This is a genomic window from Planosporangium thailandense, from assembly GCF_011947195.1.
Lineage (GTDB): Bacteria > Actinomycetota > Actinomycetes > Mycobacteriales > Micromonosporaceae > Planosporangium > Planosporangium thailandense.
In genome coordinates, this window is record NZ_JAATVY010000008.1 from 1 (window position 1) to 21147 (window position 21147).

16 protein-coding genes are annotated in these 21147 nt (G+C 70.9%); 9 read left to right on the forward strand and 7 right to left on the reverse strand.

Annotated features, from left to right (window positions below; translation table 11 throughout):
* A partial coding sequence (locus tag HC031_RS13595) for a hypothetical protein (RefSeq protein ID WP_167925655.1) occupies positions 1–1377 on the reverse strand: 1377 nt, incomplete at its 3' end.
* Between the two features lie 911 nt (positions 1378–2288).
* On the opposite strand from HC031_RS13595, the gene HC031_RS13600 reads away from it, so the two are divergent.
* Entirely contained in the window at positions 2289–3311 is a 1023-nt protein-coding gene (locus tag HC031_RS13600; protein WP_167925656.1) for a GGDEF domain-containing protein, read from the forward strand.
* Positions 3312–4175: 864 nt separating this feature from the next.
* Positions 4176–5618 (forward strand): vWA domain-containing protein, encoded by a 1443-nt coding sequence (locus tag HC031_RS13605; protein WP_167925657.1) that lies wholly within the window; start codon positions 4176–4178, stop codon positions 5616–5618.
* Between the two features lie 354 nt (positions 5619–5972).
* Here the strand turns inward: HC031_RS13605 and HC031_RS13610 are convergent, their stop codons facing one another.
* On the reverse strand, positions 5973–6293 hold the full coding sequence (locus HC031_RS13610; RefSeq protein ID WP_167925658.1) for an antibiotic biosynthesis monooxygenase: 321 nt from the start codon (positions 6291–6293) through the stop codon (positions 5973–5975).
* 121 nt (positions 6294–6414) lie between these two features.
* Positions 6415–6906, reverse strand: a complete 492-nt coding sequence (locus HC031_RS13615; RefSeq protein WP_205862709.1) for a copper homeostasis protein CutC — start codon at positions 6904–6906, stop codon at positions 6415–6417.
* Here HC031_RS13615 and HC031_RS13620 point away from each other — a divergent pair.
* Positions 6878–7852, forward strand: a complete 975-nt coding sequence (locus tag HC031_RS13620; protein ID WP_167925660.1) for an ROK family transcriptional regulator — start codon at positions 6878–6880, stop codon at positions 7850–7852. The genes HC031_RS13615 and HC031_RS13620 overlap by 29 nt on opposite strands.
* A gap of 18 nt (positions 7853–7870) precedes the next feature.
* Here the strand turns inward: HC031_RS13620 and HC031_RS13625 are convergent, their stop codons facing one another.
* Complete coding sequence (locus tag HC031_RS13625; protein WP_338090643.1) at positions 7871–9862, reverse strand: potassium transporter Kup; 1992 nt, start codon at positions 9860–9862, stop codon at positions 7871–7873.
* Positions 9863–10228: 366 nt separating this feature from the next.
* On the opposite strand from HC031_RS13625, the gene HC031_RS13630 reads away from it, so the two are divergent.
* The 3 genes from HC031_RS13630 to HC031_RS13640 all read left to right on the forward strand — a co-directional run bounded on the left by HC031_RS13630 (position 10229) and on the right by HC031_RS13640 (position 14498).
* Positions 10229–10699, forward strand: coding sequence for a hypothetical protein (locus tag HC031_RS13630; RefSeq protein WP_167925661.1), 471 nt, complete (start codon positions 10229–10231; stop codon positions 10697–10699).
* 499 nt (positions 10700–11198) lie between these two features.
* Positions 11199–11576: a hypothetical protein gene (locus HC031_RS13635; protein WP_167925662.1), complete on the forward strand. Its 378-nt coding sequence runs from the start codon at positions 11199–11201 to the stop codon at positions 11574–11576.
* Between the two features lie 303 nt (positions 11577–11879).
* Positions 11880–14498, forward strand: a complete 2619-nt coding sequence (locus HC031_RS13640; protein ID WP_240942480.1) for a beta propeller repeat protein — start codon at positions 11880–11882, stop codon at positions 14496–14498.
* A 72-nt stretch (positions 14499–14570) separates the two neighbouring features.
* Here HC031_RS13640 and HC031_RS13645 read toward each other — a convergent pair whose 3' ends face one another.
* A complete protein-coding gene (locus HC031_RS13645; RefSeq protein WP_167925663.1) occupies positions 14571–15074 on the reverse strand; it encodes a PaaI family thioesterase in 504 nt (167 codons plus the stop codon).
* A 55-nt stretch (positions 15075–15129) separates the two neighbouring features.
* Between HC031_RS13645 and HC031_RS13650 the strand changes: the two genes are divergently transcribed.
* On the forward strand, positions 15130–15636 hold the full coding sequence (locus tag HC031_RS13650; RefSeq protein ID WP_167925664.1) for a winged helix-turn-helix transcriptional regulator: 507 nt from the start codon (positions 15130–15132) through the stop codon (positions 15634–15636).
* 16 nt (positions 15637–15652) lie between these two features.
* Here HC031_RS13650 and HC031_RS13655 read toward each other — a convergent pair whose 3' ends face one another.
* On the reverse strand, positions 15653–16459 hold the full coding sequence (locus HC031_RS13655; protein ID WP_167925665.1) for a carbohydrate-binding protein: 807 nt from the start codon (positions 16457–16459) through the stop codon (positions 15653–15655).
* A 265-nt stretch (positions 16460–16724) separates the two neighbouring features.
* A complete protein-coding gene (locus tag HC031_RS13660) occupies positions 16725–17015 on the reverse strand; it encodes a hypothetical protein (protein WP_167925666.1) in 291 nt (96 codons plus the stop codon).
* Between the two features lie 135 nt (positions 17016–17150).
* Between HC031_RS13660 and HC031_RS13665 the strand changes: the two genes are divergently transcribed.
* Positions 17151–20237, forward strand: a complete 3087-nt coding sequence (locus HC031_RS13665) for an SNF2-related protein (RefSeq protein WP_167925667.1) — start codon at positions 17151–17153, stop codon at positions 20235–20237.
* The gene (locus HC031_RS13670; RefSeq protein ID WP_167925668.1) at positions 20234–21097 is read left to right on the forward strand and encodes an SWIM zinc finger family protein; all 864 of its coding nucleotides are present in this window, start codon (positions 20234–20236) and stop codon (positions 21095–21097) included. The genes HC031_RS13665 and HC031_RS13670 overlap by 4 nt, the downstream gene beginning before the upstream one ends.
* Positions 21098–21147: the final 50 nt, after the last annotated feature.

A 21147-nucleotide genomic window follows, 5' to 3' on the forward strand; every position in this document is an offset into this window, starting at 1 on the left:
ACCCGCGTGCGGCGGGGTGAGCGTGCCGTCGGCCGTCGACAGGCCCGCGTTCAGCTGCGTGTCGTCCAGCGCGGTCCCGTACACGACGCTCGCCGGCGCCGGCCACACCAGCGTGGGGGCCTTCTTGTTCGCGTTGATCGTGATCGACCGCTGGATGGCCTGCAGGCCGAACTGGTCCGCGGCGGTGAAGTTGAGCACGGTGTCCCCGACCGCGGTCGGCGTCCAGGTGAACGTACCGGTGGCCGGGTTGGTGCCGGAGGTCGTGAACGTCGCGTCCGCCGGCTTGTTGAGCACGCCCAGCGTCACCGTGCTCCCACTGTCGGGGTCCGACGCCGCCACACTGACGGTGACCGGGGTGCCGGGCGTGGCGTCGATGACCGAGCCGTCCGCGACGGTCGGCGCCACCCAGGTGGGCGGGTTGTTGGTCTGGTTGGTGATGCGCAGGAAGAAGTCGACGGCGACCGACGAGGCGGACGTACCCTGCTCGGTCAACGCGGTCACGGTCACCTGCGCGGAGTAGTACGTGTCCAGCGGCGCCGAGGCCAGTCTCTGGCCAGTGGTGTTCCAGGTGAACAGCCCGCTCGCGCTGACGGCCGCCCCGGACGGCTGGGTGAACGCCGACCCGCCGTACTGCGACGGCGGCCAGTTGGCCGTGTCGGAGGCCTCTGTCGGGCTTGACAGCCGGTACGACGCGGTCGTGCCGGCGGGCAGGCTCGCCGGGATGGTGAAGTTGCACGGGGAGTTGCGCGGGCAGTCCACGATCGGCGGCAGGCTGCTCGACACGCTGGACAGGCCGCCCGAACCCAGGTTCACGAGACTGTTGATCCGCGTCGACTTGTCCGGGTTGTTCAGGTGGCCGGCCGGCGGGTTGTCCGTCGGAGAGCCGAGCCGGCAGCAGCCGCTCACGTACGCGGTCCAACTACCGCTGGCGCTCGGATACAGGTGCTGCAGGTGACCCGATGTCGGCGAGGTGCCGTTCAACGCCTCGACGGTCAGCGTGTTGTTCGCCGCGTCCACGGTTGTCACCAGCAGGTACGGGTTGGCCACAGCGCCGTCGCCGAAGTACACCACGGTGTTCTGGTCTCGGACGACGTCTCCGACGTTCGGATTGCGCGCTGTTCCGCCGCCCGAAGGGGTATAGGCCAACCAGCCGTTGAAGTCCCGCCGGAAGCTCTCGGTCATCGAGAAGACGACCATCCGGTCGTTGGCGCTCGACCGGCTCCACGACAGTTCGGCGGCCCGGAAGTGGGACGCCCAGGCGGGAGCGGACGACATCGCCACCGTCGTGACCCCGGCTACTGCCGTGACCAGGCCGACGACAATCAGCCTGACCAACGCTTTGAACCCGCGACGGGGCATGGCTAACAGATACTGCATGCGACCACCCTTGGTGCTCCGTAACGACGAACAGGGGGCACCTTCAGCCGTGGCCGACGTCGACGCGACGGCCACGGTCGCGGCCGCCGCGACACCCACCCCGTGCACCCGCTTGTAACGCACGGTGCCTCCTGCCCAATGAGGATTTCGCCTTCGAGACGTGACACGAGGTTCACGATCACCGCGTCCCGACGACAAGGGACACCCGTCCCGTCTGGCGCACGATCCGGTCCCGGCTCGGACACTAGGTCGGCTGGTACGAAAGATCGTCAGCCTTCGGATGGAGTACGAGTACATCGCCGGGATGACGTCGGCAGGCACACTCGCTCGTGCGCCTACATCTCTGACGGCGGACCCACATCTCCAGTGACGTGGGAAAATTCGAGCGGTACCCGGTCGGCCGTTACGAGGAGTGTGCGGGAGATGACCGGTACGCGAGACGGCTTCCTCGCGACCGCCCGCGCGGCGGCCGACCTTCGGCGCGAGCCAACGGTCCGGCCGCCTGGCGGAAGCCGAGCGCTCCGGCCACCATGCGCCCTTCAGCCCACGATCCGCTACGAGCGCCCCGACCAGGCCCGATTCCGCCTCGTCCGCAGCGATGACACCGTCGGCCTGCTCAACCAGGCCATCGCCGGCGCCAACGAGCCGACAATTCGTGCATATGACGCTTTGACCCCGCCGGGGGCACCACCACAGGCCAGCGAGACGAATTTCCCGCACGACGAAGCCCGTGACCAGGCGAGACCCGGGCACGGGCTTCTCTCATCTGTCCGGTTGCACCCGGCTGTAGCCGACGATCACCGGCCGTTCCCTCGAATACGTGCCGAAGCCCCTGCCTGCGGGCAGCCGCCAGTTTGACCTCTACCAGCCGATTCGCTTGATTGGGAAATGACGCTGCCGATGGACGCGTCATGGGTGGCGCTTTCGACCGGGTGGCGGTGCGGCGACGGAAAATGCTGACCGGCGCGGCGCTGACCGTACTCGGCGACTGCTTCGCGGTCGCCTATTGCCTGATGACGTGGTCGGGGGCGAACCGTCAGATCATGCTCGCCGGCTACAGCTTCGGAATGGCGATCGGCGTCGTCGGCATATGGGCGGCGACGCGGGGACCCGCGAAAGCCACCGGGCACGGCTTCGCGTTCGCGATGCTTGGCAGCGCCATCGTCATCATGACGCTGGGCGCACACTGGGACAGCGGCGCACGCTCACCGCTCACCCTGGGATTCCTGCTCCCCATATTGTTCGTCGCCAGCTCCACGGCGCGCCTCGGCCTGATGGTGGGACTGGAGACGGTCATCATCGGGGCGTATCTCTCCGTCGTCGCTACCGGGCAGCCGGCGCCGCCTGGCTTCGTCTTCCTCCTTGTCGGGAGCATGCTGGGCGTGATCGGGGTGTGCGCCACTCAGGCAAGAGCCCTGGCACGGCAACGTACCCAGCTGCGAGCCCTCGCAGAGCTGGACCCGCTCACCGGCGCGCTGAACCGACGTGGCCTGAGCGCACTCGGCGAGCATCTGTTTCCGGGCGAGGGCTTCGCTGGCCACTCTGTGTTCTGCATGGACCTCGACGACTTCAAGGCTGTCAACGACAGCCTTGGGCACGCCGCCGGAGACGAGTTGTTGCAATGGGTGGTGGCGACTACTCGCAGCGCGGTGCGTTCGGCCGACGTCATCGCGCGCACCGGTGGTGACGAGTTCGTGGTAGTCCTCGTCGACACTGACCCGTCCACAACGGCGGAACTCGCCAGCCGGGTCGGTCGGATGCTTCGGGAGCGTACGGACGTCAGCATCGGCTGGGCCTGCGCGCCGTACGACGGCGACAACCTCGACTCGCTGCTTCGGGCCGCCGACCGGCGCCTCTACGAGCGAAAGCGCAAACGCCGACACGTCGGCGGCCAAACGCATCCCCGCCCGGCCGCGATCGGCGAACAGCATTGAGGCCCAGCGGCTCACCGGCAAACGGGCACGGTCGTCGAGATCACGAACGTTGGTGATCGAGGCGGCCGTTTCGCGTTCTGTCACTCGTGAGGCCGCTGGTCGACGCCGGTCGGGCGATGCCCGGTGAACGCCACGAATCGGGTGATCGTCGGCGCGGCCGAGACGACGGTGATCGGGTTCGCCGGGGCCGCCGGGGACCGGTTCGTGTCTCGCTGCGTCGACGGGCGGGACCAGCCTGGCTGCGTTCGAGGCCGCCGCACGCGTGGTCCGGGACCAGCTGGTCGCAGCCGGGACACCAGTGAACCGACGCAATCTGGCAGCGAGACTGCGCGGCCGGTCACCGGGTCCACAACGACCGCCCGGGTCATCTGCTGCGTTGTCACGGCCGTCGAGGGCCCACAACCACTCGCCGCGTCGCGCGGACCGCTGGCCGGTCAGCCACTCGAACGAGTGATGGACCGGCACCGTCGTTGTTGATCTTTCGGTTGATCGGTGATCAACTTTGTCCGCGAGCCGCGGATGATCGACGGATATCACCGGTACCACCGTCGGCCACCACTGGATCGTGGTCGGACTCCAGCTTACCGACATAGCTGACGTATAAGTACAAAAGGCCCATTGCTCCTCTTTGTGCAGCGTGACAGGTTCGCCGGGGCCGATGTGGCCACCCCTCACTTCCGCAGTTCCGGCAGGTCACCTGCCGAGGAATGGCCGTGCCGGGGAGCGCGAACAGCCGCGCTCGGCGGTCGCGCCGGCGACAACGGTCGCGCCCTGCCCGGGATAGGGGGTCGAACAAGATAAAGGAGCAGCTGGATGGTGTCGTCCGCGGAGAACGGTCCGGGCAGAAAGGCCCGCCGGGGCAGATTGCTGTTCCTCGCGACGGCGCTGACCCTGACGGCAGCGACGGCCCTCGCGGGCGCCATGGGTGCGACCCGCGTACTGGGTCGCACCTCGCTGGCCGCGACGTCCACGCCGGTTCCGACCGAGGTGGCGTTCGCCCTGGAGGAGGGCAGCCGCGACAACACGGTGTTCCTTATGGCGGCGGGGGCGGCCATGAAGACGATCCACGACCTGGGCAACCAGCCCCGCTGGACCAGCAACAGCAGGGTCTCGGTCGTGACGTTCAAGAGCGATGCGCGCATTGCGGTACCCCTGACGAGCGACCTGCTGAGCACCGAGACCGCGATCCAGAAGCTCAACGCGCGCGAGGGCGGTGGCACCTGCATCGGCTGCGCGATCCGAATCGCCCAGATCCAGTTCAACGCAGCCGGCACCGCGGGCGCCCACCGGTTCATCGTCGTGCTGACCGCCGGGAACGAGGGAGAATTCAACACGTACGCCGGTGTAGCCGCGGATGTCAAGAAGGCCGGAGTCACGGTCCTTGCCGTCGGCCTCGGATTGAAACCGAACATGGACACAATCAACAACCTGGCCAGCGACGTGCCTGGCGTGCAGACCGCGTTCAGACTGGGCGGTGACATCGCCGCAAGTATCGGTGCGCTCATTCCCAGCCAGCCGTCGCCGGGCCCGAGCGAGAGCGCCTCGCCCAGCCCTAGCACGTCGCCGAGCCCCAGTGCCTCGCCCAGCGCCAGCACCTCGCCGAGCGTCAGCACCAGCCCGAGTGAGAGCGCCTCGCCGAGCGAGACCCCCACCGCAAGCCCGACCGAAACCACCACACCGAGCGCGACCCCCACCCCGAGCCCGACCGAAACCACCACACCGAGCGAGACCCCCACCGCAAGCCCGACCGAAACCACCCGCCCCACGGCGAGCGCGACCGCCTCGGCCAGCCCCACCGCTACGCCAACAGCGAGCGCATCCAGCCCGGCCGGTTCGGTGCCTTCGCCGACCGAGACGACTACCAGCGCCGGCGTGACAGTCGTCGACAGCAACGGTCAACCGCTCGCGGCCACTCCGGTCCTCTCCACCGGAGCCCGGGTGGGAATCAGTGCCTCGGGGTTCCGGGCCGGGGAGACGGTCAGTGCCACAGTCTTCTCCACCCCGCGGTCTCTGCCTGCGACGACCGCCGGCGCCGACGGCAGCGTCTCGTACGCCTTCACAGTCCCGGCCAATCTTGAACCGGGCGTCCACAAGTTGGTCCTGAGCGGTGCCAGCGCCCACAAGGTCGTGGTCTTTACCGTGACGGCGGCGACGGGCAGCACGTCGCCCGCGGCGTCGGACGGCGGCATGCTGGCTAAGACAGGTGTCGGGATCGGCGAGTTGGTACTGCTCGCTCTCGGCCTGCTGCTGGTCGGCGCCGTGGCCGTGCGCTACGGCCACCACTTGCGCGACCGAAGCAGCGCGTGATCCGATCGGTTGCGGGCCCCGGCATGACGCGGGGCCCGCAACGGGTCAGAGCGCCGAGATATCCAGTCGGAAGCACGGGTGCTCGACGAGCACCCGGTCGCCGAAGCGCAGCAGGGACCGCGCGGCGAAGTCGGGGGTGTCCCAGTCCGGTGGACAGATCCAGGTCGAAGGACATCTGCCATTGCGGCGCCCGCCGGTAGCGCACGGAGCCGGTGGCCCGGAGGTCGGCGACGACGGTGCCGCGCCGGGGGCACCACCCAACGGCCAGCACGACGAAGCCCTTGACCAGGGATGCCCCGGTCAAGGGCTGCTCTCGATCTCGGCGACAGAGCGCGCGGGCCGGCGCGTCAGTTGTCACCACGCCTCCGGCAGTCCCTTGGCCGGACCCGGGGTGAGGAACTCCACCCGGTGCTCGCCCACCAGCAGCGGGTTCTTGCGGGCGTGGAACTCCTTGACGTGGTCGGCGTCCTCATGCGCCTGGAACGCGTCCCGGTCGGCGTACACCTCGTAGAACACGCGCGCCAGCGGCTCGCCCTCGACGGTATGGGTGGCGTAGACCAGCGTGCCGGGCTCCTTGGCTGCGATCTGCGCGACCGCCTCGGCCGCCAACGCGTCGAACTGCTCCGCCGCCTGCTCGTCGCGGATGTCGAACCGGACCACCAACCCGAACGTCACCGTGCACCACCTTCCGATCGCGCGATCCCGCAGACGGTACAGCGACCGGCGGGGAGCCGGTGCACGACGAGGCCCGTGTGACCGGGGATCCCCGGTCACACGGGCCGCTCTCGCACGATGCTCACGCCGCCGCGGCGATCACCCGCGACACGAGATCCTGCGACGTCGTGGACCGCTCGTACTCGGGCCGGTGCAGCACCCCGCCCATGATCGGGGCGGGATTGCGGTGGACGGCCGGGCTGTCGCTGCTGACCAGCGCGGCGAAGTGGAACTCGTCGGCACCGGTCATCGCCGCGATGCGCGCGATGTTGCGTTCGGTGATCCCGCCGCCGGGCATGACGATCAGACGTCCGGCGGCCTTGTCGACCAGCTCGGCGATCAGCGGCGCGCCCTCGAGGACGCTGCTCTCCTGCCCCGAGGTCAGGACCCGGTGTACGCCGAGGTCGACGAGCTGCTCCAGGGCGGTGAACGGATCGCGGGCCATGTCGAACGCGCGGTGGAACGTCACGCTGGCGTCCCCCGCCGCGGCGATCAGCCGCCGGGCGGTGGCGAGGTCGACGTCGCCCTCGGGGGTCAGCGCGCAGATGACGACGCCGCTGCGCCTCGTGGCCACGGGCGCGGCCGACAGCCGCGCCGACCTCGCACGGCTCAGCGGCCTGTCGCCGTCGACCGTCTCCCAGCGCGTCGAGGCGCTCATCGCACAGGACCTGCTGCGGGAGGCGGGCGCCGGGAAGTCCCGCGGCGGGCGCCGGCCCCGACAGCTCGAGGTGCCCACCGACGCCGCGATCGTCGCGGCCCTCGATCTGGGCGCCCATCACGCCCGCATCGCCGCTCACGACCTGTCGGGCCAGCTCATCACCGCCCGCGAAGTCGACGTCGAGATCGGCGACGGCCCCGTGCCGGGGTGGAACGGATTCGACGTCCACGGATTCTGCGTCGCGCAGGCCGGCGTGCCGGTGGCCGTCGACAACGACGCCAACCTCATGGCGCTGGGCGAGCACCGGTGGACCCACCCCGACCTGGAGCACGCGATCTACGTCAAGGCGGGCACCGGGATCGGGTCGGGCGTCATCGCCGCCGGCCGCCTGCACCGCGGCGCCCAGGGATCGGCCGGCGACATCAGCCACTGCCGCGTGACCACGGACCCGACGGCGCAGTGCAGCTGCGGCAACACCGGATGCCTGGAGGCGGTGGCGAGCGGCGCCGCCCTCGTGGACGCGCTGCGCGCCCGCGGCCTCGACGTGTCGCACCCCCGCGACGTCACCCGGCTGGCACAGGACGGCGACGCCGCCGCGACCTCCATCACCCGGGCCGCCGGCCGCGCCATCGGCGAGATCCTGGCGGTCGTGGTCAACTTCTTCAATCCACAGGCCGTCGTCATCGGCGGCGTGCTGGCCGAGTGCGAGCCGCTGCTGGCGAGCATGCGCGCCTCGCTGTACGAACGGTCGCTGCCTTTCGCCAGCCAGGCGCTGACCATCGAGCGCTGCGCGACCGGTGTCGACGCGGGTGTACTCGGCGCCGCCCAGCTCGTCCTGGACCACATCCTCGACGCCGTCTGAGCCGGCGACGAACCGGGCTCAGACGGGGACCTCGGCGCTCAAGATGATCGTGCGCTCGTCCGGCAGGTGAAGGAACTCGGCCTGGCTCGCGGCGTTGTGGGCCAGGACGATGAACAGGCGTTTGCGCCAGGCGGCCAGGCCCGGGCGGTCGGTGCGTCGCAGCGTGATCTTCGAGACGAAGTACGAGACCTCGTCGAGGGTGAGCCCCTCGGCGACAGGGTGGGCGGCGGCGCGGCGGAGGACCTCGGGGAAGTCGGTGGGGTCCTGGAAGCCGAACACGGCGTCGACGTGGATGATGCCGTCGTCCGGGTTCCCGAGGTTGTCGATGGTCAGGCGCTCCTCCCAGGGGACGTGCGGGACGTTCGCGGTCCGACCGGAGATGATCACGATCTTGTTGTGCCGGACGTGGTTGTGCGCGACGTTCGCGCGCAGCGCGAGCGGCGTCGTCTCCTTGTTCGGGTGCGGGAACACCGCGGTACCCGGCACCCACGGGATGTCCATCGCGTGCAGCTTGTCGATGAAGTCCGGCAGCGGACCCTCCCGTTCGACCCGGCGGGCGGTGACGAGTTCCCGCCCACGCTGCCAGGTCACCATGATCGTGAACACGATGGCCGCAATGAGCAGCGTCAGCCAACCACCGTGGGTGACCTTGGTCAGGTTCGCGGTGAAGAAGGTCAGTTCGATCGTGCCGAAGACGAACCCGAGCAGCACGACCCGCCAGGCGGCCCAGCCCCACAGCCCCCGCGCGACGACCAGGAACAACGTCGTGGTGATCAAGAACGTGCCGGTGACCGCGACGCCGTAGGCGGTCGCCAGCCGCGCCGAGGAGCGGAACGCGAACACCACCAGCAGGACCGCGGCGAACAGGCCCCAGTTCACCGCGGGCGCGTAGATCTGTCCGTACTCGCGGCGTGAGGTCTGCCGGATCCGCAGGTGCGGCAGGAAGCCCAGCCGCATGGCCTCCCGCGAGACCGAGAACGCCCCGGAGATCACCGCCTGCGACGCGATCACGGTGGCGGCGGTGGCCAGCACCACCATCGGCAGCCGCGCCCAGTGCGGTATCAGCAGGAAGAACGGATTGGCCCGGTTGGCCGGGGACGTCAGGATCAACGCGCCCTGACCGAGGTAGTTCAGCGTCAGCGCGGGAAACACGATCGCGAACCAGGCCCGGCGGATAGGGGCACGGCCGAAGTGACCCATGTCGGCGTAGAGCGCCTCGGCGCCGGTGATCGCCAGCACCACCGCTCCCATCGCCACGAACGCGATGAACGGGTGGTCCACCGCGAACAGCACCGCGTAGGTCGGCGACAGCCCGGCCACGATGCCCGGCCGGCGCAGCACCTCCGCCGCGCCGGCGAGGCCGAGGCAGGCGAACCACACCAACATGACCGGTCCGAATACGGCCCCGACCCGATCGGTGCCCCAGCGCTGGCCGGCGAACAGCAGCGTCAGGATCACCGCCGCCGCCGGCAGCACGAACACCGCCCACTCCGGCGAGGTGACCTCCAGCCCTTCCACCGCCGACAGCACCGAAATCGCCGGGGTGATGACGCTGTCTCCGTAGAACAGGGCGGCGCCGAGCACCCCGAGCGTCATCACCGCTGCGCAGCACCTGCCGCTGGCGCCGCTCAGCGCCCGCCGGGCGAGGGCGGCCAAGGCCATCACCCCGCCCTCGCCGTCGTTGTCCGCCCGCAGGATGAAGATCACGTACTTGACCGACACGACAAGAGTGATCGACCAGAAGACCAGCGAGATCACGCCGAACACGTCGTGGGCGTTCGGACGTACCACACCGCCGTCGATCGAGAAGACCGTCTGCATCGAGTACAGCGGGCTGGTGCCGATGTCGCCGTACACGACACCCAACGCGCCCAGGAGCAGCGCGAATCCGGCGGCGCCACGCGCCGGCAGACGGCCCGGCGGCGACACCGGGGACGTCGTACCGGCTTGCTCCGCTGTCGCGCCCTCGCCGCCGGCCGCGGTGTGCTCCGTATCCGCCCGTTCCGACACCCCACAGGCATACCAACCCGCGCGCGCCTCCCCTGACAGCACCCCCTACCCCGGTCAACGGCGGCTCTCCGGCGGCCCCGGTGGCTCCTCCGCCGACCCGACTCCCTCGAGATCCACTGCGCGGTCGCGGTCCACTCCGGAACACCGGCACCGCCGCGTCGAACCCTTCACCCGGCGCGGGTGAAGACGAAACGCGGCGGGGCGTGCAGGTTTGGTTGTGCCCGACTCGGTAAGCAGGGCACCGCTCGTGTAATCCGCAACAGGCCCACCTCGATAAGACGACCGTCGAAGGGGAACGTCATGACTACTGCGGAGACCCAGCGCGCTCGCGACGCTCAGGCCCCCACGCGTGAGGGTGAAGGTCTGATGGAGCATCCGCTGCTGTGGGCGGCCCTGATGGGCCGGCGCGAACGCGGCGAATCCATCATCGAACATCCGCTGCTGTTCGCGGCGATGATGAGCCGGCGCGAGCGCGGGGAATCGATGATCGAACATCCGCTGCTGCTGGCGATGATGATGGGCCGACGCGACCGCGGGGAATCGATGATCGAGCACCCGCTGCTGCTGGCGATGATGATGGGCCGACGCGACCGCGGAGAATCGATGATCGAGCACCCGCTGCTGCTGGCGATGATGATGGGCCGGCGCGAGCGCGGCACATCCATCATCGAGCACCCGCTGATGCTCGCCGCCATGATGACCATGATGGGCCGGCGCGAGCGCGAAGAACAAATGATCGAGCACCCGCTGCTGCTCGCCGCCATGATGAGCCGGCGTGACCGCGTCGAGTCGATGATCGACAACCCGCTGATGCTCGCGGCGCTGGAGCGCCAGTAGACGCCGGGCGGCGGGGCCGTACTCCGCCTTTCGCAGGTGGGCGAAGCGTCCCCTGAGCCGATACGGAATCTTCGCCCGCGCGGGCGCCGCCCTCCGGTCCGTCACGGAGACGTCCGACTGGAGGGCGGGTCACCACAACAGGAACCGGGGGAATCAACTTGACATCTCCCCCAACTGAAGCAGGGGGATTCAACCCTCGCAGGTTGAGCTTTCTACTTCGCCGACCACAGCCGACCCGAACCAACGGCGAGGGACGGTGTACCGCCCATCGGTCTTACCCAGTCTCCACAGACGTTACTTCCCGCCAGCCCGGCGGTAGGCCCGACCGGCTTGGTTGTCGCCGGCCAGGCGCACAGAAAATTGCACACCTGTTCGCCCACGCGCCACGGATAGCCACACCGGTCCGCCTTGGCGGCGAACCGGCTTTCCTTGCCCTGCTGACGCAGGAGATCCGTTTCCTCCCCCGCTTGAAAGCGGGGGTATCCACGAAAGGAATCTGATGACACCTGAATCTGGCAGAGCAGCAGGACAGGATCCGGTCGAGGCATTAATCGACGACCTCATCCACGACATACTGAGCGAGGCGGGCCAGCCCGGCGGGGCCACGGCACGGGGCAGAGGGCCGCTGGGCGGCCTGATCGACGCGATCGCGGCGTCGTCGCGTACGACGGCCCGCCCGTCGATGTTCGAACGGCTCCTCCTCGCCCAGGTCCTCGCTTCCAGCCTGGCCGACGCGCTCGCGCCCGCACTGGCGGAGACGCTGGCACCCGAGATCATGAAGGCCCTGGAGCACTACGCACCCGGGAAGCCGGCCGTCAAGGAGCCTGCCGCGGCAGGTGTTTCCCGGGAGAAGGGCCGCAAGGCAGACGAGAAGTAGCGAGGACCGACCGCCGGACCCTGGACAGGGGCGGCCCGGCCCACGCAACGTAGGTCACCTGGAGCGCGTGTCGGCGCGGCCGCCGCAGCCGGCGGTCGCGCCACTTCGAGTCCGCTCCGTCCTTATGCTCCCCTCTATTTACCCTAGTCTTTACCCTTCCCTCTCCCATCCCGTTCAGCGGTCCTGAACGATGCCGCAGGTAGGCGCCGGGCACCCCACCGGCGCGTCCCTTGTGGATTGGGAGAGGCATTGTCGCCTGAACTACTGCCCACGCGGCATCGAAAAGTCGCCGTCATCAGTGCGTTGTCCGTCGTCGCCCTCGGCCTGAGCGCCGCTCCCGCGGCGGCGGCCAAACCGCAGCCCCGCCCGCACCAGGTGGGCTTGCTGGCCAGCACGGCGCACCACAAGAGCGCCACCACCTCGTCCGGCACGATGAAGGCGCTCGCCGCGCCCGGAGGCGGTGACGCCGACGGCGGCGAGGGCGCCAACGAGATCCAGGAAGGCGCCGACCAGTACGCCGAAGCGCGCACCTCCCCCGGCGTGGTCGCGCCCGGCGCGTACTCGGCCGCCTGGGCGCAGCTGCAGTCGCTGCGCAAGACCGGCGGCAACTGGACCGACGAGACCGCGCTGCCGTACAACTCGGACGACCCGCGCTACCGGGACGTCAACTCCAACTCGTCCGGCGGTGCCGGCCAGGTGACCGGCCGGATCACCGGGCTCGCGGCCGACGACTCCGGTTACGTGTACGCCGGCGCGGCCAACGGCGGCGTGTGGCGCTCGCGTACCGGCGGCGGCAAGTGGGAGCCGATCTCCGACAAGCTCCCCTCGCCGGCCACCGGTGACCTGCGCCTGGACGGCAAGGGCCGGCTCTGGTATGCCACCGGCGAGGCCAACACCAGCTCGACCGCGTTCATCGGCTCCGGCGTGTACGTGCTCGCCGACCCGCGCCACGGCCAGTTCCAGCCGGGCAACCGCGTCGGCGGCACCGAGCTCGAGAGCACCATCATCAGCAAGCTGCGCTTCATCGGCGACCGGGTCTGGGCCGCCACCAACCGCGGCGTGTGGAGCCACTCCACGATCAATCTGTCCGGACCATGGACAGCGGAGTTCATTCCGAACCCGGACTACCTGCCAACCGGCCCGCTCGCCGCGGACCCGAACGCGCCGTACAAGAACATCACCAACGACGTCATCGCCGACCCCAAGGACCCGTCGAAGGTGATCCTCGCGGTCGGCTGGCGCAGCGGCGACGCGTACAACGGCTTCTACACCAAGCAGAACGGCGCCTGGCAGCGCGTCACGCTCGGCGGTGACATCGCCAGCGACGCGGCCAACGTCGGCGCGGTAACCTTCGCGGCCGCCGCGGACGGCTCGAAGTTCTACGCGATCGAGCAGTCGCCGAAGGTGATGGCCGCCAACCCGGACAGCGGGCTGATGGGCATCTACGAGGCCGACGGCTCCCCGTTCGGCCCGTGGCACCTGGTCGCCGACTACAAAAAGCTCGCCGCGTCCGGCTCGGCGCTGACCGGCGCCGGCTACATGCCGGGCATCCAGTCCTGGTACAACCAGTTCCTGCAGGTGGACCCGACCGACCCGAACCACGTGTACATGGGTCTGGAGGAGGTCTTCGAGACCAAGGACGCCGGCGCCACCTGGACCACACCCGGGCCGTACTGGAACTTCGGCTTCCCCTGCTGGAACATCGATCCGGGCAGGCAGACCGGTGACTGCCACCAGACGATCCACGCCGACCAGCACGCGGTGACGATCGGAACGTACAAGGGCAGGTCGTACGTCATCGTCGGCGACGACGGCGGCGCCTACCGGCGTCCGGTGCGCGGCCAGGCGGACGCGAGCGGGCACGCCACCGACTGGACGTCGCTGGGCGACGGCACGATGGACGTGCTGCAGTACTACTCGGTCGGTGTCGGCCTGGACCGCAACAACAAGAAGGCGGGCATCGCCATCAGCGGCGGTCTCCAGGACAACGGCCAGTCCGTCAAGCGCCCCGGCGACAAGGTGATGGGCTCCAACTTCGGCGGTGACGGCGGCGACACGATCGTCGACCCGGCCAACGGCTGCAACATCGCCGAGGAGTACGTCTACCTCGCCATGTCGGTGACCAACAACTGCGCGGTCAACGACGGCTCGTGGACCACCGATCCGGCCAAGGCGACCACCCGCCAGATCGCGCCGCCGGACTCCAAGGACAGCTTGGCCCGGTTCATCGCGCCGTTCACCTACGACCCCAAGGACACCAAGACCTGGGTCGCGGGCGGGCAGCACGTGTGGGTGCAGCACAAGGGCTGGAACATCCAGTCCGGTGACGACTGGACCAACGTGTTCGACCTCGGCGACGGCCACGTGGCGACCGCCGTGTCGGTCTCCGGCGGCACGGCGTACGTCGGCTGGTGCGGCCCGTGCAACAACCAGGGCTTCACCCGAGGAATCGCCGTCGGCAACGTCAACGACCCGGCCAGCTGGCACCAGCTCAACCTCCCGGTCGAGGGTCAGCTACCCAACCGGTACATCTCCGGCTTCGACGTCGACCCGGCCAACGCCAACCACGTGGTCGTGGCGATCAACGGCTTCAGCCGTCGCTGGACCGAGGGTCCGGGCGCCGGGATCGGTCACGTCTTCGAGTCCCGCGACGCCGGGGCGACCTGGACCGACATCTCCGGTGACGACCTGCCGGACGTGCCGGCCGACTCGGTGAAGATGCTGCGGGGCGGCGGCCTCGTCCTCGCCACCGACCTCGGCGTGCTCTACCGGGCGTCGAGCCACGGCAGGTGGACGGTGCTCGGCCGCAACTTCCCGACCACGGCGGTCATGCAGATCAAGACCGGCCCGTTCGGGAAGCTGTACGCCGCCACCCACGGGCGCGGCATCTGGTCGTACGACCTGAGCAGGCTCGACGACTGACAGTGACGCACACCGGATGCGGGGGCACCCTGAGCGGGTGCCTCCGCATTCTTCTACCGCTGGGCCGTCGGCCTACGCGGGGAAGATCATGCAGGAGGACGTCGCGTGCGCGATCAGCCGGCCGGCGTCGTCGAACACCTGCGCCTGGGCCAGCGCGGTGCGCTGGCCGCGGGACAGCACGGTCCCCTCGCAGCGCAGCGGTCCGGAGTTCAGGGTGACCGGCCGCAGGAACTTCGTCGTCAGGTCCAGCGAGGTGTACGCGACGCCGACCGGCAGCGTGGACTGCACCGCGCACGCGGCGGCGGAGTCGAGCAGGGTCGCCAGCACACCGCCGTGCATCGTGCCGATCGGGTTGTAGTGGAACTCCTGCGGCTCCAGCCCGAAGACGATGCGGCCGGGCTCGACCTCGACCGGGGTCATGCCGAGCGTGCGCATCACCGGTGGCTGCGGGAGCTCACCGGTCCCGATGGCCTGGAGAATCTCGAGTCCCGTACGGCCAGCCGCGGCCGCCACGCTGATCGTCGGGTCTTCCCACGTGTAGGTGCGCGTTCTGACAGCCCGCTGAGTCTCGGTCATGGACGGAGCGTGTCACCGCTTGCTGGGTCTGTCAACGAGACTTAGCCTGGGTCACATGGAATCTCCAACGGCGGCAGCGCCGGCAGCCACGTTCCCAGCCGCGCTGATGTGGTCGGCGGACAACTGCACCGTCGCGCGCGCCATGGCGGTCATCGGCGACAAGTGGACGTTCGTCGTGCTGCGGGAGATCTTCTGCGGCATCCACCGGTTCGACCAGATGCGGGTCCGCACCGGCATCCCCCGGCAGGTGCTCGCCAACCGCCTGGACCGGCTCGTCGCCGAGGGCCTGCTGCACCGCCAGCCGTACCGCGAAGAGGGCCTCCGAACCCGCACCGAGTACCGGCTCACCGACAAGGGCCTGGACCTGTACCCCGTGCTGACCGCCGTGCTGGCGTGGGGAAACCGGTACCTCGCGGACCCGCAAGGGTCCCCGATCGAACTGGTCCACCGCGACTGCGGCGCGCAGGTGCAGGCGCCGCTGCGGTGCGCCGCGGGGCACGAGGTCGAGTCGCCCCGGGACGTGCTGCCGCAGCCCGGTCCGGGCGCGCGCCGCCGGGCGTGACGTCCACAGTCGACTCTCAACGCACCACGATGCGATCGATGTCGGGCGCGTAGCCGCGCGAGCCGCCCAGTTCGATCGTGTTGCGGCCGGCGGCCAGGTCGACGGGGATCGTCACCGACCCGACCGTGTACCAGTCGGGGGTCGTCGGAACCGGTCCCGAGATCGCGCGCCCGCCGTTGACGCGCCCGGTCAAGGTACGTCGGTCAGCCGAGATGTAGTAGATCGTCAGCAGGCGCCGGCCCCCGGTCGGGGCGGTGACGGTGAACGTCACCGTCTCCCCTCTTCCCAGGTCGCCCACCACGTAGCCGCCGGACGCGCCGCGCACGCGCCGCAGTCGCGTCCCCGCGCTTCGGACGCCGCCCGGCCCCTCCGCCTCGTACGAGGCCGGAAACGCGCCGGCGACCGGCCCGGGAGTGGGGGTCCGGGTCGGGGTGGGGGTGGGGGTGGCGCGCGGCCCGGTTGTCGACGGCGCGGCCGAGGGCGTCGCGGCGGCGCTGCTCGGCGCGGCGGTGGCGGAGGCCGGCGGCGAAGCCGGCCTCGACGCCCCGGGCGGGGGCGACGCACCGAACGCGTCGGTGGGCGGCAGCAACCACGGAGCCGCGACATCACTGACGGACACGCCGGGGCGCGGGACCGGCCCTCTCCCGCCGATCGCGGTCGGGATCACCAGCGCGACGAGCCCGGTCGCGCCCGCGGCCACGGCCAGCACGGTGGCGACCCCGATTCCCAAGCGACGGCTGCGCATCCGCTCGCGCAACGACACGCCCCGCCGGTGACGGGCGACCGCGTCGTCGGACGGGCCCGTGGTGGGCTCCGTTGTCATGTCCCTCCCCGCGCGGACGTCGTCGGCGCTGTTCCCGGCGCAGAACATATCCGCTCGGCCGGGATCGGCGACCAGCCACATGGCCGACAACAGATGTCGATATGGTCAGTGACGGTCCTCGTTGGATGGTCGCCGCCCATTTCGATCCGCTTCGCCCACCGGCCCGGTACGCAGAGTGGTCGCCTGGTAGCCGAATCCCGCCCGACCCACGCGCCGCCACTCATAACCAGCGTTCCAGCGGCCGCTGGCGTCACACCCGGCGCGGTTAAGGACGGGGATTGACCCGGGTCCAGCGCCGCTGACCCGGCCGGCGTCCACCGGCGGCGGCCAGGCAGCGCGGACAGATCGCGCCCACCCGGTCGGCTTCGGTCAGCACGTCGGTCGGCCCGTACTCCCACGGCACGTGCGGGAACCGGATCAGCCGCGACCGGCTCAGCGGCAGCCCGCACGCCGTCTGGTTGGTACCCGGAACCCAGCCGTGCACCTCCCCGGCCGGTTGGCGTACGCCGTCCTCGTCGATCCACTGTCCGGACGCGGCCACTGAAAAGCGTGCCATGAATCGGATCTACCCATGATCGTGGAGGATTTTCCGTGCCAGAACACGGAAAATCCTCCACGATCATGACGACCGGCTGGGAGCCGAAGGCTGCCGCCCTATGCTTGTCCGGGTCCGTTCAGGGGGAGGCTTCGGGTGCTGGTGGTCCACGGGCTCTGGCTGGCCGCCGGCCGGCTCGCCCTGTGGGGCGAGGATCCGGCGCTGCCCACGCGGCGACGCGCCCGAGCACCCGGCCGGCACCCGCGCCACCCGTTCGCGGCGGCGCCCGACGCGCTCGCCGAGGCGCTCGGCGGGGTGCTCCCCGAGGTGCCGAAGCCCATACCCGGCACCGTCGCGCTGGCGCTCCCCACGGCCGGCGGCGCCCCGATGTCATCGCCCGAGCTCGTGCGCGACCCGCCGCCCCGACAGCCCGCCCGGCCGGTCACGGCCGGCGGGTGGCTGGTGCCGACGCTGGAGTACGAGCCCGACGACGCCCTCGCCGTGCTGGCCGCGCTCGCCGAGTCGGCGCGGGCCGCCGGGTTCACCTGCGGCGCGACGATCGCCCACCTGAACGCGGTCGCCGGATTCGCCGCCGACCTGGTCACGCGGGGACGGCTCCTGCCGACGGCGCAGCACGGGCCGACAGCGGTGTGGCGACCCGTGCTCGCCGGCCCGGACGCCGCCTGGGCGCAGGCGCTCGTCCTGGCCCTGCCGCCCGCCGGACGGGCGGAGCTGCGGACGGAGGCCACCGAGGCCACCGAGACCGCCGGCACCGCCGAGGCCGCCGACACCGCCGAGGCCGCCGGCAGCGCCGAGGCACGCGACGTCCTCGCCGGCGCGCTCGACGCGCTCGTCGACGCGGCCGCCCGGGCCGCGCTCGACGGGTACCCGATCGGCGGCGACCGGCCACGCACGGCCGCCGAGGCCTGGCTCCGGGCGCTGACCGGGCGCGAGCGCCGCTTCGAAGCCCACGCGGGCGACCTGGCCCGGCTGACCGACGGGCTGGCCGCGTGGCAGCGCGACGCGGTCGGCGGCCCGGTACGCGCCTGCTTCCGCCTGGTCGAGCCCGACGAGGAGACCGACGACTGGCAGCTCCAGTTCGCCCTCCAGGCGACCGACCGGCCGAGCCTTGTCGTGGACGCCGCACAGGTCTGGCACGCCCGGGGACCCCTCAAGGGGCTCTCCCGCCGGCTCGAATCGCCGCAGGAGACGCTGCTGGCCGAGCTGGGCCGGGCCACCCGGCTGCACCCGCCGATCCGCGCGGCCTTGCGCGAAGCCCGGCCGTCCGCCCTGGCCCTGGACACCGACGGCGCGCACGCGTTCCTCACCGAGGGCGCGCCGATGCTCGCCGCCGCCGGCTTCGGAGTGCTGCTGCCCTCCTGGTGGGGCCGGCCCTCGGCGCGGCTGGGCGTACGGCTGGCCGCGCACTCGCCGACCGCGCCGGGCACCGTGGCCGGCAGGAGCGCGCTCGGGCAGGACGCCATCGTCTCCTACCGCTGGGAGCTGGCACTGGGCGACGAGGAGCTCACCGCCGAGGAGTTGGAGGCGCTCACGACGCTCAACGCCCCGCTCGTGCGGCTACGCGGCCAGTGGGTGCAGGTGGACCCCAAGCGCCTCGCCAACGGCGTGAAGCTCCTGCGCGCCAACGGCCACGGGCAGGGCAGCGTCATCGAGCTGCTGCGTACCGCCGCCGCGCCGGACGCGGGCCCCGGCGGGCTGCCGGTCGTCGGGGTGCGCGCGGACGGCTGGCTCGGCGAACTGCTGTCCGGGCAGGCCGAGCGCCACCTCGCCCCGGTGGCGGCGCCTCCCGGCTTCGCCGGGACACTCCGTCCGTACCAGGAGCGCGGGGTCGCGTGGCTGGCGTTCCTGGAGTCGCTGGGGCTCGGCGGCATCCTCGCCGACGACATGGGCCTGGGCAAGACGATCCAGCTGCTCGCACTGACGGCATCCGACCCGCCGGAAGCCGGCCCGACCCTGCTGGTGTGCCCGATGTCGCTGGTCGGCAACTGGCAGCGGGAAGCCGCGAAGTTCGCGCCGGACCTGCGGGTACACGTCCATCACGGCGCCGAGCGCGCCCGCGGCCGCGCGTTCACCGCCGCCGTCCGCGACGCGGACCTGGTCGTCACCACGTACTCGCTCGCGGCGCGGGACGCCGCCGCGCTCGCCGAGATCGACTGGCACCGGATCGTGGTCGACGAGGCGCAGGCGATCAAGAACGCTGCCACCCGGCAGGCCGTGGCCGTCCGGTCGCTGCCGGCCCGGCACCGGGTCGCCGTCACGGGCACCCCGGTGGAGAACCGGCTCGCCGACCTGTGGTCGCTGATGGAGTTCGCCAATCCCGGCCTGCTCGACACCGCGGCCGGCTTCAAGAAACGGTACGCGGAGCCGGTCGAGCGGCACGGTGACGCCGACGCGGCGGCCCGGCTGCGCCGGCTGACCGGCCCGTTCATCCTGCGGCGGGTCAAGACCGACAAGACGATCATCACGGATCTGCCGGAGAAGTTGGAGATGGAGGTGCTGTGCAACCTGACCGCCGAGCAGGCCTCGCTCTACCAGGCGGTCGTCGAGGACATGATGCACCGCATCGAGACCAGTGACGGCATGGAGCGGCGCGGCCTGGTGCTGGCGACGATGACCAAGCTGAAGCAGGTGTGCAACCATCCGGCGCAGTTCCTGCACGACGGTTCGCGGCTGGCCGGCCGGTCCGGCAAGCTGGACCGGCTGGAGGAGATCCTCGACGAAGTCCTCGCGGCCGGCGAGAAGGCGCTGCTGTTCACGCAGTACGCGGAGTTCGGCGCCATGCTGCGCGCACACCTGTCCGCCCGGTGCTCCCGCGAGGTGGCGTACCTGCACGGCGGCGTCGGCAAGGCGGCGCGGGACGAGATGGTCGCCCGGTTCCAGGAACCCGGCGGCCCGTCGCTGTTCGTGCTGTCGCTCAAGGCCGGCGGCACCGGTTTGACGCTGACCGCCGCCAACCACGTCGTACACGTCGACCGGTGGTGGAACCCGGCCGTGGAGGACCAGGCCACCGACCGGGCGTTCCGCATCGGGCAGCAGCGCTCGGTGCAGGTCCGCAAGTTCGTCTGCGCCGGCACCGTCGAAGAGAAGATCTCCGCGATGATCCGGGACAAGCGGGGGCTGGCCGCGCGCATCGTCGGCACCGGCGAACAGTGGCTCACCGAACTGTCCACTGCGGAGCTGCGTGACCTGTTCGCGCTCGAGGCCGGGGCGGTCGTGGAATGAGGTTCTCCGACTACGGGCGCCCCCGCAAGGTGGAGGGCGGAATCAAGGCGCGCAGCACGCGCGGCGCAATCGGGGAATCGTGGTGGTCGCGGCGCTTCCTCGCCGTCCTGGAGTCCTTCGCGCTCGGCACCCGGCTCACCCGCGGCCGTTCGTACGCCCGCGCCGGGCAGGTGCTGTCGCTGACCGTGGCACCCGGCTCGATCACCGCGTCGGTGCAGGGTTCCCGGCCGGCGCCGTACGACGTGACCGTCGGTTTGGAGCCGTTCCCCGAGGACGTGTGGACCCGCGTCGAGGAGGCGCTCGCCGCGCAGGCGCTGTTCGGCGCCCAGCTGCTCGCCGGGGAGATGCCGCACGAGATCGAGGAGGTGTTCGCCGGCGCCGGGGCGCCACTGTTCCCTTCGTCCATGGCCGACCTGCGGCTGAAGTGCTCGTGCCCGGACTGGAGCGTGCCCTGCAAGCATCTGGCCGCCACGTTCTACCTGCTGGCCGAGGCGTTCGACACCGATCCGTTCCAGATCCTGTACTGGCGGGGCCGCGACCGGGAGACGCTGCTTTCACACCTGCGGGGGCTGCGCAGCGGAGTCGACGAGCCCGCCCTGCTGCCCGCGCCCGCCGCGCCGGCCGCACCGCTCGGCGCGGCCACCGCCCTCGCCGACGTGGCCGCGCCGCCGCTGGACTCCACACTCGACCGGTTCTGGGTCCCACCGGTACCCCTCCCCCAGCGCCCGCCCACCCTGGACGTCGAGCCCGATCTGTTGCTGCGCCAGCTGCCACCACCCGGGCCAGCGCTCGGCGGGCCGCCCCTGGTCGACCGGTTGCGCCCCGCGTACCGGCGGATGTCCGGTACCGAGGACGCCTGACCTCGCGACCGGCCGGCCTCCGGCGGACGACCGGGGCGCGGACTCTGTCC